The 10,954-nt window shown below is 64.7% G+C and carries 11 protein-coding genes; 6 read left to right on the top strand and 5 right to left on the bottom strand.

Annotated features, from left to right (window positions below):
- Positions 1-15: 15 nt before the first annotated feature.
- The 4 genes from ACLQ62_RS14000 to ACLQ62_RS13985 are packed head-to-tail and all read left to right on the top strand — an operon-like array spanning position 16 to position 3,816.
- Positions 16-852: an NAD(P)/FAD-dependent oxidoreductase gene (locus ACLQ62_RS14000; protein WP_411722245.1), complete on the top strand. Its 837-nt coding sequence runs from the start codon at positions 16-18 to the stop codon at positions 850-852.
- The gene (locus ACLQ62_RS13995) at positions 849-1,589 is read left to right on the top strand and encodes an HD domain-containing protein (RefSeq protein ID WP_411722244.1); all 741 of its coding nucleotides are present in this window, start codon (positions 849-851) and stop codon (positions 1,587-1,589) included. The genes ACLQ62_RS14000 and ACLQ62_RS13995 overlap by 4 nt, the downstream gene beginning before the upstream one ends.
- Positions 1,586-3,127 carry an aldehyde dehydrogenase family protein gene (locus ACLQ62_RS13990; protein ID WP_411722243.1) on the top strand — a complete coding sequence of 514 codons (1,542 nt, stop codon included), beginning with the start codon at positions 1,586-1,588 and terminating at the stop codon, positions 3,125-3,127. Before ACLQ62_RS13995 ends, ACLQ62_RS13990 begins: the two co-directional genes overlap by 4 nt.
- A gap of 11 nt (positions 3,128-3,138) precedes the next feature.
- Positions 3,139-3,816 carry an HD domain-containing protein gene (locus tag ACLQ62_RS13985; RefSeq protein ID WP_411722242.1) on the top strand — a complete coding sequence of 226 codons (678 nt, stop codon included), beginning with the start codon at positions 3,139-3,141 and terminating at the stop codon, positions 3,814-3,816.
- A gap of 100 nt (positions 3,817-3,916) precedes the next feature.
- Here ACLQ62_RS13985 and ACLQ62_RS13980 read toward each other — a convergent pair whose 3' ends face one another.
- Positions 3,917-5,554: a 4-hydroxyphenylacetate 3-hydroxylase N-terminal domain-containing protein gene (locus ACLQ62_RS13980; RefSeq protein ID WP_411722241.1), complete on the bottom strand. Its 1,638-nt coding sequence runs from the start codon at positions 5,552-5,554 to the stop codon at positions 3,917-3,919.
- A 49-nt stretch (positions 5,555-5,603) separates the two neighbouring features.
- A complete protein-coding gene (locus tag ACLQ62_RS13975; RefSeq protein WP_411722240.1) occupies positions 5,604-6,122 on the bottom strand; it encodes a flavin reductase family protein in 519 nt (172 codons plus the stop codon).
- A 177-nt stretch (positions 6,123-6,299) separates the two neighbouring features.
- Between ACLQ62_RS13975 and ACLQ62_RS13970 the strand changes: the two genes are divergently transcribed.
- Positions 6,300-7,067: an IclR family transcriptional regulator gene (locus ACLQ62_RS13970; RefSeq protein WP_411722239.1), complete on the top strand. Its 768-nt coding sequence runs from the start codon at positions 6,300-6,302 to the stop codon at positions 7,065-7,067.
- 77 nt (positions 7,068-7,144) lie between these two features.
- On the top strand, positions 7,145-8,329 hold the full coding sequence (locus ACLQ62_RS13965; protein WP_411722238.1) for a 4-hydroxybenzoate 3-monooxygenase: 1,185 nt from the start codon (positions 7,145-7,147) through the stop codon (positions 8,327-8,329).
- Between the two features lie 76 nt (positions 8,330-8,405).
- Here ACLQ62_RS13965 and ACLQ62_RS13960 read toward each other — a convergent pair whose 3' ends face one another.
- The 3 genes from ACLQ62_RS13960 to ACLQ62_RS13950 all read right to left on the bottom strand — a co-directional run.
- Positions 8,406-9,215, bottom strand: coding sequence for a mycofactocin-coupled SDR family oxidoreductase (locus ACLQ62_RS13960; RefSeq protein WP_411722237.1), 810 nt, complete (start codon positions 9,213-9,215; stop codon positions 8,406-8,408).
- Position 9,216: 1 nt separating this feature from the next.
- On the bottom strand, positions 9,217-10,200 hold the full coding sequence (locus ACLQ62_RS13955; RefSeq protein ID WP_411722236.1) for a nucleoside hydrolase: 984 nt from the start codon (positions 10,198-10,200) through the stop codon (positions 9,217-9,219).
- Positions 10,201-10,236: 36 nt separating this feature from the next.
- On the bottom strand, positions 10,237-10,954 hold a 718-nt coding region (locus ACLQ62_RS13950), incomplete at its 5' end, for a nucleoside hydrolase (RefSeq protein ID WP_411722235.1).

Below are 10,954 nucleotides of genomic sequence, written 5' to 3'. Positions count from 1 at the left end.
GACGTACAGGACGTCGTGATCATCGGCGGCGGGTTCATCGGGCTCGAGGCCGCATCGAGCCTGCAGAAGCTCGGCAAGAACGTGAGAGTGCTGGAGCACGGTCCGCGTCTGGTGGGCCGTGCGGTCGGCGAAGACACCGCTGATTACTTTTTGCGCGCGCACCGGGAGCGCGGGCTCGACATCCGGCTCGGCACCACCGTGCAGCGGTTCGTTCCGGATGCCGACGGGCAGAGCGTTGCGGGAGTCGAGCTTCCCGACGGCACCGTATTGCCGGCCCAGATCGTAATCATCGGCATCGGCGTGATTCCCAACACCGACCTCGCGGAACAGCTGGGCCTCGACGTGGACAACGGCATCGTCGTCGACCGCTACGCGGTCGCCTCCGATGGCACCACCGTGGCCGTTGGCGACTGCGCCAATATGCCGAACCCGGTGCCCGGATCAGCGCCGGGCGAACGGATCCGCCTGGAAAGCGTGAACAACGCTGTCGAGCAGGCCAAGGTCGCCGCCTACTCCCTCACCGGGCGACGCGAGGAGTACGCCGGCATCCCCTGGTTCTGGTCGAATCAGGCCGATCTGAAGTTGCAGATCGCCGGCCTCTGCACCGGCCACGACCAGACGGTCACCCGTCGCGACGACGAGCGCGGCAAATTCACCGTGCTGTACTACCGCGCGGGGCGGATCATTGCCGCGGACTGCGTGAACGCCCCCCTCGATTTCATGGCCGTCAAGAGCGCACTCGCCAGCGGGCGCAACATCCCCGCCGCCGAAGCTGCCGACCCGGCCACGGCTCTCAAGACCATCACCACCGATTCTCCGAGGGGCACCCAGCCCCCGGAAGGAGCAAGATGACCACCGCGAACCCCCCGGGCGGCTCGACCACCCCGGCTCCCACCACGGATGACTCTCTCGCCGCCGCCTTCGCAGCCGATTTCGCGGTGCGTCCGATACCGGCCGCCGGGCCGGTGGATACGTCACCCATCGCCACGACGCCCGCGTCATCCGATGACCTGGATGACCTCTGGCGAGCTGTCGTTCCCGAAACTCGAACCCGCGGGAACGACATCCACCTGCCGATCTCGCTCGCCTTCGCCGAGCGGCTCTGCCGGGCCTACCCCGCCGCGGATGCCGAACTGGTGCGAGTGGCCACCCTGCTGCACGACACCGGCTGGGCACACGTCGACGAAACCCGCATCATCTCGGAGGGCTTCACCGGCAACTGGCGCACCTCTGACATCCGCTACGAACACGAGCGCGAAGGCTGTGAGGTGGCCCGTCGCGTGCTGCCCGACCTCGGCTACTCCGACGAGTTCATCGAGCGTGTCTGCCTGATCATCGACGGTCACGACACCCGTCTGGTCGCGTACTCGCTGGAGGATGCGATGACGCGCGATGCCGACCGCCTGTGGCGGTTCGACCAGGCGGGAATCGCGCTGGCCAGCTCCTGGTTCAGGATGGACCCCGCCCTGTACACCGATCGGCTGGTCACCGATATCCTGCCCGAGCTGATCACGCAGGCGGCGCTGGATATGGCCACCGCGGATATCGCCCGCTCCCAGGCGCTGCTGAAGACGGCGGTGCTGCGATGACGTCGCACACCGAGTCGAGCACCACGGCGAGCCCTCCGGCAGGTTCGGCCGTCACGGATGCCTCCGCGGCACGATCCGCCCTGGCGATGCCGTACAGCCATGTCGATGACATGTTCATCGACGGAGCATGGACCCCGGCGGTCGGCACCGGCCGCAACCCGGTGACCGACCCGGCGACCGGTGAGGTCTGGGGCTCGGTGCCAGACGGGTCGGCTGAGGATGTCGACGCCGCCGTGGTCTCGGCCCGCCGCGCGTTCGCCGGCGAGTGGCCGAGACTGACGCCGACCGAGCGAGCACAGTATCTGGTGCGAATCGCCGACGAGATCGAGAAGCGGGCGACGGAACTGTCGCTGACGAACACCCGTGAGAACGGGTCACCGGTGTCGGAGTCTTCCGGCGCGGCGGCGAACGCCGCCGGCATCCTGCGCTACTTCGCCAGTCTGGCCGACTACCTGGAACGTGAGGACGTGCGCGCGTTCCCGCGTGGCGGCGGCGAGTCCGTGGTGCGACGCGACCCGGCCGGGGTGTGTGCTCTGATCGCCCCGTGGAACTTCCCGATCAACCTCGTCGTCATCAAGCTTGCGCCCGCGCTGCTCGCCGGCTGCACCGTGGTGATCAAGCCGGCCTCACCGACTCCGCTGTCGATCCGGTTCATCATTGACGCTGTTGCGGCGGCCGGCGTTCCCGCTGGCGTGGTCAACCTGATCACTGGCACTGGCCGGCTGGGCGACGCCCTGGTGCGGCATCCCGGGGTCGACAAGGTTGCCTTCACCGGTTCGACGCCGGTTGGCCGGCGGATCGCTGCGGCGAGCGGCGAACTGCTGCGGCCCGTCACCCTGGAGCTGGGCGGCAAGTCGAGCGCTATCGTCATGCCCGACGCCGACCTGGACGCCATGGCGTCGGTGCTCATTCGCTCGTGCATGCGCAACACCGGGCAGACCTGCTACATCTCCACGCGAATCCTGGCGCCGGCGAGCCGGTATGACGAGGTCGTCGACGTGGTGACTGCGACCATCGCCGCCGGCCAGCAGGGCGACCCGCTCGATCCCGCAACCGTGTTCGGGCCGACCGCGACCGAGGCGCAATTCCGTACCGTGCTGGACTACGTCGAATCCGGTCGCGCCGAAGGCGCCCGCGCCACCACCGGAGGGCGAGCGGCACAATTGTCCGGCGGCCTGGAGGGCGGCTACTTCATCGAGCCCACCGTGTTCGCTGACGTCGAGCCGTGGATGCGAATCTCACGCGAAGAGATCTTTGGCCCGGTCCTGTCGGTGCTGAAGTACTCCACGATCGATGAGGCGATCGAGCTAGCGAACAACACCGACTTCGGTCTCGGCGGGATTGTGTTCGGCGAGGACGAGTCGGCGGCGCTGGCCGTCGCCGATCGGATGGACACCGGATCGGTGGGCATCAACTTCTTCGCCTCGAACCATGCCGCACCGTTCGGCGGCCGCCACGACTCTGGCCTCGGCACCGAATACGGCATCGAGGGGCTGAACGCGTACCTGACCTACAAGTCGATTCACCGCCGCGGCTAGAGGCTCTTCGCATGACTTCACCGACCAGCACGCGCTACGGGCGTGACGTTCGCAGCCACATTCCGGCCGGCATTGACGTCGACGGGTACCTGTCACTCAGCGATCGGGACGCCGCGATCTGGGAGCGGGCAGCCGTCCACCTGGGTGTTCGCAACAACGACTCTCACACTCTGTACGCCTACGGCATCGCCCGAGCACTGCTTGCGGTGACACCGGATGCCGACGAAGAAGTGGCTCTGTCGGCGATCCTGCTGCACGACATCGGGTGGTCATCCGTCGCCGAGCACGAGATCCTCGAGGCGATCGCTCCCGGTGGAGGACGGCCCGACCTGATCCGCACGCACGAGATCGAGGGTGCACGGCTCGCCCGCGGCATCCTCTCCGACCTCGGCACCGACTCTGACCTGATCGAGCGCGTCGTCGAAATCATCGATGGCCATGATTCCCGGCAGACCGCGCTGTCGATCGAGGACGCCATCGTGAAGGATGCCGACAAGCTGTGGCGCGTGACCCCGCACGGCATCGCCACCGTGTGCGGCTGGTTCGGCCTGACTCAGGATGAATCGCTGCGCATCACCGCCGCGCGGGTGCAGGGCAGCCTGTTCACCGACGCCGCCCGCACCATGGGCCGGGCGCTGACCGCGATCGCGTCGATTGACATCGCCCCGCAACGGCAGGGTCTGGCCTAGGTACAAGAGCGCCGCGAACCATGTGGCGCCCATATGGGCGCACGCGAATGGGCCCGCACGGTCGCTCAAGGCGATCATGCGGGCCCACCACATTGTTGACTCAGGCGTTATGGATGCTCGTGAAGGTGTTCGCGCGCAGCTCGTCGAAGCTCTTCAGGTCGGGAGACGTCCACCCGTCGAGGTCGTACTCGCTGAGGAAGCGGTCGACGAAGCCCCTCATGCTTGCGGCGTTGCCGGTCGCCTCTGCGGCCCCGTACAGCTCGACACGCACACCCTCGTGGTTGCCCGCGTAGTTCCGCTCGTACAGCTCGTGACGCCCACCGAACTCCGATCCGATGCTGTCCCACAGCGCCTTCATCAGCTTCATGCGGGCTTCGGCGTCGAAACCGTTCGAGCCGCGCGCGTACTTGTCGAGGTACTTGCGGATCTCCGGGTTCTTGAAGTCGGCAGAGCTTGAGTTCATGTAGACGAGGGCACTCGCAACATCCTGTTCGATGATCTCTTTGACCCTGCTGTATCCGACCTGCATGAACCAGCGGTAGATCATCCCGTATTTGGTGCTCGGCAGCAGCGCACCGTTTTCCCACTCGCGGTGGTCGCGAATCGCAGCGTCGGACAGCCCTTCGAAGAGATGCTGCCAGGCGAGAACTTCACCGATCCGGCTTTGAACGCCGCGGAAGTCTTTCGTGCCGGTCATCTCCACCGCCTTCATCAGCAGGCCGGCGATGAATTTGAGCTTCACGGCGAGGCGGATGGTGCCCTGGAACGTGAATCGCTCGAGGAAGCCCGACAGTGGCACGAAGTTCGAGATCCGATCGGCGTCGCCGTAGGAGAACACGTTCTCCCACGGGATCAGCACCTTGTCGAGAATCAAAACGGTGTCGTTCTCGTCGAGGCGTGACGAGAGCGGGTAGTCGAACGGTGCGCCCATGGCCGCGGATGTCGCGGTGTACGACGGTCGGCAGATCAGTTTCATGCCGGGCGAGTTCATCGGCACGGTCGCGATGAGCGCGTACTCCTTCTTCTTGAAGGGCATGCCGTAGTAGCCGATGAAGTTGAAGTGAGTCAGCGCGGAGCCTGTCGCCACCACTTTCGCGCCGCTGACGACGAGACCGGCATCGGTCTCCTTCTCGACGTGCACGAAGACGTCTTCGACCTCGTCTGCCGGGCGGTTGCGGTCGACGGGCGGGTTCACGATGGCGTGGTTCCAGTACAGCACCTTGTTCTGGGACTCCGCGTACCAGCGCTTCGCGTTGTCCTCGAACGGAGTGTAGAAGTCGGAATTGGCGCCGAGTGTGCCCAGGAACGCGGCTTTGTAATCGGGTGATCGCCCCATCCATCCGTAGGTGATCTCGGCCCAGGCCCGGATGGCGCGCTGATCCTGCGTCATGTCCTCAACGCTTCGGGCGGCGCGGAAGAACGACATCGTTCGCCCGCCGTTTCCCGTGTCGGTCGGGCTGGTCAGCGCATCGCTCTGCTCGGGATCGTGCAGCGCATCGTAGAGACGCGCGGTCATGCGAATCGGGTTGTAGAACGCGGGATGTTCCGTTACGTCGCGGACACGTTCACCGTAGATGTAAATCTCACGACCGTCTCGCAGGCTGGCGACGTACTCGTCGCCCGTCATCGGCCGGTCAGCGGGCAGGTCGTTCAGGACGCTGTTGTTGGAGATGCCCGCCAAGGTGGGGGTGTCAGACTCGGTGGATTCAACGCTGGTCGTGGATTCAACGGTTGTCATGCTTCACTTCCTTCGGTCTCAATCTGGTGGTTAGAGGTGGAACTCGGTGTCACAAGGTCGAGTGCAGTCCCTGTCGGGAGTTCTCGGCCGTCATGGAAAACATGCCGCTGTGGAACAGAAGCGGATCGCCATAGGTTCGGGTGAATGCCCGGACCTCGCCGATGAACAGTGAGTGGTCACCGCCGTCGTACTCGGCCCACGGGTCGCAGTGGAAGGCCGCGACCGTCCCCTTGAGTGGCGCGTACGGCGAGTCCGATTCGACCGCCTTCCACGGGATCTCGTGAGGCTCGAATCGGGATCGACCCGCGAAGTGCCAGGCGAGCGACTCCTGGCTCCGCTCGAGTACGTTCACGACGAAGGGCCGGCCTGCGAGACGGCCGCAGAGATTACTGCGGCGGTCGAGCGAGACCAGCACGAGCGGTGGATCGATCGACACGGAGGTGAAGGCGTTGACGGTGGCGCCGTAGGCAACGCCGTCGATCTTCGTGGTGACAATGGTCACGCCCGTGGCGAAGCCGCCCAGTGCGCTCCGATACTCGCTGGGATCGAGGGGTTGCTCAGTGGCCATGACGACTCCTTTGTTGTCAGTCCGATCCCCTCATCCGTGGTCACATCTACGGCCGAGAGGAGGCGGCAGTTCTCATCTAAGGAGGCCCGGTGGACAAGCCCTAGGATCGCTTCCGCTGAGCGGAAACGACTTCTCGCGTCGCCGCTGTGAGCACCGCGAGCGTGAGACGCTACTGAGGTGGCGAATTCTCCTTCCGGCGACTCGATGGTGGAGCGCATTGTGCGCATCCTTGCGACGTTCGACAGCGGGCGAACCGCTCAGACGGCGTCGGAGATCGCTCGGCGCGCTCGACTACCGGTTTCGACGACGCATCGGATCGTTTCCGACTTGCTGACGTCGGGGCTCCTCGAACGCGACGAGGACGGGATGGTGCGCATTGGCTTGCGCCTGTGGGAACTGACCACTCGTGGTTCGCGCGCCCTGGGCCTTCGCGAGCTTGCTGTGCCGTTCATGAACGAGGTACAGCGCGAGATCCGTGAACACACGCAGTTGGCTGTGTTGGACGAAGACGCGGTCCTCTTCATCGAGCGACTGTCAGATCGCGGCTCCGGCGCAAACATCACGAAGGTTGCCGGGCGGCTACCTCTGCACGCATCCTCGTCGGGTTTGGTTCTTTTGGCGCACTCCCCCGGGGACTTCCAGGAGGCGATTCTGGGCACGCCGCTGCGCCCGGTGTCGGCGGAGACAATCACGGATCCTCGGACTTTGCGGGAGAAGCTCGCCGAAGTGAGACGACTGGGCTACGCGGTTGCGCCGGGGTTCATCGAATCGGTTTCCACGGGCATCGCTGTGCCGGTGGAGGACCGCGCCGGCCGGGTGATCGCTGCGCTTTCGGTCGTCATGCCCCGCGGGCACGAGCGGGAGCAAACCACGATCTCTGCCCTGAGGCGAGCCGCTGCCGGCATCACCAAAGCAATCGAGGATGCAAACTTCGTTTCCCGATGAACAGGAACCAGCCGGTATTACGGGCAGTCGTCGCGCAGAATCGTCGCCAAGGCTATTCACCGTCGAAGGAGACCTCCGTGACCACTACCGGCCGCACCCAAGTCGGCATCATCGGCGCTGGTCCGGCAGGACTGATGCTCTCGCACCTCCTACACCGGGCCGGCATCGAATCGATCGTGATCGACAGCCGAAGCCGGGACGAGATCGAAAAGACAATCCGCGCAGGGATCCTCGAGAATGGCACCGTCGATCTACTGACTGAAACCGGCGTCTCAGACCGGGTACTGACCGAGGGCCATCGACATGAGGGAATCGAGTTGCGCTTCGCCGGCGAAGGGCATCGCATCGACTTCGCCGACCTTGTCGGCCGGGCGGTGTGGTTGTACCCGCAGCATGAGGTTCTGAAAGACCTCATTGCGGCTCGGATTCGCGACGGCGCGGATCTCCGGTTCGGAGTCAGCGCTTCCGCGGTGCTGGATGCCGACAGCGAGACCCCGCGAATCGTGGGTACCGATGCGGATGGTGAGCCCTTTGAGATCATCGCCGATTTCGTGGTCGGCGCCGACGGTTCTCGCAGCGTCGCTCGCGAAGTCGTATCCGGTTCGCGGACCGGCGGCTATTTCCGAGAGTATCCCTTTGCCTGGTTCGGCATCCTCTGCGAGGCCCCACCGAGTGCAGCCGAGCTGATCTACAGCGCTTCGGATCACGGTTTCGCGCTGATCAGCCAGCGCAGCTCCACCGTGCAGCGGATGTACCTGCAGTGCGACCCCGACCTCGACCCGACAGCGATGAGCGACGCCGCGATTTGGGATTCCTTGCAGGAGCGAGTGGGAGGTGGGCTTACCGAGGGGCCGATCTTCCAGCGCGATGTTTTGCGCTTCCGAAGCTTTGTCGCCCATAAACTCCGACGCGGGCGTGTGTTCCTGGTTGGCGACGCCGCCCACACCGTGCCGCCCACCGGTGCCAAGGGGCTCAACCTGGCTGTCGCAGACGTGTTGCTGCTCAGCGAGGCAATGGTGGACTACTACCATTCCGGCTCGACGGCGATGCTGACGGAGTTCCCCGATCGGGCACTGAAGCGTATCTGGCGCGCTCAGCATTTCTCCTGGTGGATGACGAGCATGCTGCACGCGGCACCCGATGCCACCGAATTCGACCAGCGGCGGCGGCGCGGTGAACTGGAGTCAGTCGTGTCTTCACGGGCGGGGCAGCAGTTCCTCGCTGAGGCGTACACCGGATGGCCCCTGAAAACCGCCGGCTAATGCATTCGACACGAACGGCTGCATGGTGGAAGTACACGCACGCGCTGAAGCATGTCTCGGAATTTGCTGTGGTCCGCTAACGCAGCGTCGCTCCTGCATCGACCACGAGTTCAGTCCCGGTGATATAGCGAGATTCGTCGGAGCAGAGCCAGCGAACCGCGTGCGCAACGTCGATCGGCTCCATCCTGTGAATCGGCATCGGGAGGGCCAGTGCGCCGCCATCCCCGATCGCGGAGGACTGCCAGGCCTCGGCCGACGGGTTCTCGGTCATGTACGTGCCGGTTCCGCCCGGGTGGACCGTGTTCACCCGGATGCTGTCAGCGGCGAGTTCAAGGGCGAGGCTTTTCATGAGCCCCACGATCCCGCTCTTGGCTGCCGCGTAATGGCCAATCGTCGGCAGTGGTTTGACAGCCGCCGTCGAGCCGATGAAAACGATCGAACCGCCATTACCTTGTTCGAGCATCGCCGGGATCGCGGCCCGACAAGTGTTCCAGGTGCCGGTGAGAACAACGTCGATCATCGTGTTCCACTGCTGTTCGCTTGCCTGCCAGGTCGTGGTCGGCCAGCTCGCCACACCCGCGTTGGCGATGACCATGTCGAGTCCGCCGAGTTCCGCTGTCGCGATCTCAACCGACTTCACGAGCGCATCATGATCACGCACATCCACGAGGGCAGTCCGCGCCTGCGCCCCACGTTCACGGACGAGTTGTGCGGTGCGCTCCAGATCTTCACTTGTCGCAGTCCGGTAGGCGAGACCCGCAACCTGATCGGCGACATCGGTGACGACGACGTTGACGCCGGCCTCGGCGAGGCACACCGCCGTGCTGCGTCCAATCCCGCGCGCCGCTCCCGTGACGAGAGCGACTTTTCCTGTCAGATCAGACATTTCAGCGAACTCTGGTCAGGTCGATCGGGGAGTCGCCTGCCTCGGCAATGACTCTGACAACGTCCTTCGCGAAAGCCGGATCTGACTTCAGGACCACTCGCGTGGTCGCGCCGTGCTGCTCGGGGTAGCCCATGTACATTCCGCGCAAGTCACACACCGTCTGACCGCGTGTAGGTCCTGCGCCCGTCACGACGTAGGCGTTGACGATCGGCGCCAGTTCAGGTTCGAGCAGTCCCGCGCCGATTGCGACGGCGAGGGCATCGTGCATGCAACTGCGGCGCTCACCGAACGCGGCAGCCTCAAAGAAGGAGAAGTAGAAGTCGAGGATGTCTGCCATGTATTGGCCGATGGATCCGCCGGCAGCAAGAGTGGCTCGGTGGCTATCATCGAGAGTGGTGATCATCGTGACGTCGAGTCCGACCATTGTCAACGGCCACGTTGCAGAAAATACCGCAGCGGCGGCTTCAGGATCGGAGTGTATGTTCGCCTCTGCGACCTCGGTCACGTTGCCGGGCGCGCCTGCGGCTCCGCCCATAATCGTGACGCCCTTGAGGAGGCTGGGCAATTCCGGACACAAGCTCAGCGCGAGCGCAACATTGGTCATCGGCCCGACGGCAATCAGTTCGATCTCTTTCGGATGCCGTTTCGCCAGCCGAATGATCTGCTCCGCAGCCGTCCACTCGACAGTTTCACCGACCGGCCTGCCTGTACCAGCGTTGCCCTGCCCGTCATCCCCATGCACGTGGTACGCGAAAACCGCGTCGCTGCCATCGATCGGGCCCGCTGCTCCGCGCGCAACGGGAATCTCGGCTCGACCGGCCATGGCGACGGTGTGCAGGCAGTTCCTGGTCGCGGTTTCGATGTCCACGTTGCCCCAGACCGAACCCACGGCGAGCAAATCAATTTCGGGGTGAAGGGCCGCGTACAGAATCGCCATGGTGTCATCGACGCCGGTGTCGCAGTCCAGGATGATTTTCTGTGCCATTGTCATGTTCCTTTGTGATCCGTCGCGTGAGGAGAGTTATGCGACTGGTTCGCCGACACTGTTGAGGGCCATAATTCGGCCGACGAGCAATTGGTTGAAAGCTGCGGAGTCGACATCGAGACCGACGTCGGCGTTGGGAGCGTGTCCCGACACGTTGTTGAGATCGACGACGGTCATCCCGACGGTGAGGGGACCGGAGCACTCGACGTCGACATGGAGCGCCCGCGTGGTGACCAGATTTGGCGCGATTACGGCCGCAACCGCGAGTGAGTCGTGCTGCGCGGTTCCCTCGATTCCGAGGGAATCGCGGTACGTGCGGGTATAGAAGTCCACCATGCCGGTCACGGCATCGGCGACCGGTCCCCCTTGCGCGCGCAACGGGTTCCAATCGTCGGCGTACGTGATCGCCTTGTGGGTGACGTCGAGGCCGATCATCGTGATCGGTATCCCTGCGGCAAAGACCCGGCTGGCGGCATCCGGGTCGTACCAGATGTTGAATTCTGCTGTCGGTGTCACGTTTCCGAGCAACTGGGCTCCACCGCCCATGAGCACGATGCGCTCCAGTTTCGCAGCGGTCTGCGGGAACGCCGCGATGAGGGTCGCGACGTTGGTCAGGGGTCCGAGCGCGACCAGGGTGACCGGCTCGGATGAGCCCTCAATCAGGTCGACGAGCAGTTGCACTGCCGGACGCCTGTCGGCCTCGCGTGGGGCGCGTTCCAATGACACGCCGCCGAAGCCGCCTTCCCCGTGGACA

The organism is Mycetocola sp. (assembly GCF_046716805.1).
GTDB lineage: Bacteria > Actinomycetota > Actinomycetes > Actinomycetales > Microbacteriaceae > Mycetocola_A.
This window is presented reverse-complemented; position numbering and strand designations above follow the sequence as displayed.

Excerpts from the sequence above, each read along its gene's own strand:
- ACLQ62_RS13995 (WP_411722244.1), top strand. The coding sequence starts at position 849 with ATGACCACCGCGAACCCCCCGGGCGGCTCGACCACCCCGGCTCCCACC.
- ACLQ62_RS13990 (WP_411722243.1), top strand. The coding sequence starts at position 1,586 with ATGACGTCGCACACCGAGTCGAGCACCACGGCGAGCCCTCCGGCAGGT.
- ACLQ62_RS13985 (WP_411722242.1), top strand. The coding sequence starts at position 3,139 with ATGACTTCACCGACCAGCACGCGCTACGGGCGTGACGTTCGCAGCCAC.
- ACLQ62_RS13980 (WP_411722241.1), bottom strand. The coding sequence starts at position 5,554 with ATGACAACCGTTGAATCCACGACCAGCGTTGAATCCACCGAGTCTGAC.
- ACLQ62_RS13975 (WP_411722240.1), bottom strand. The coding sequence starts at position 6,122 with ATGGCCACTGAGCAACCCCTCGATCCCAGCGAGTATCGGAGCGCACTG.
- ACLQ62_RS13960 (WP_411722237.1), bottom strand. The coding sequence starts at position 9,215 with ATGTCTGATCTGACAGGAAAAGTCGCTCTCGTCACGGGAGCGGCGCGC.
- ACLQ62_RS13955 (WP_411722236.1), bottom strand. The coding sequence starts at position 10,200 with ATGGCACAGAAAATCATCCTGGACTGCGACACCGGCGTCGATGACACC.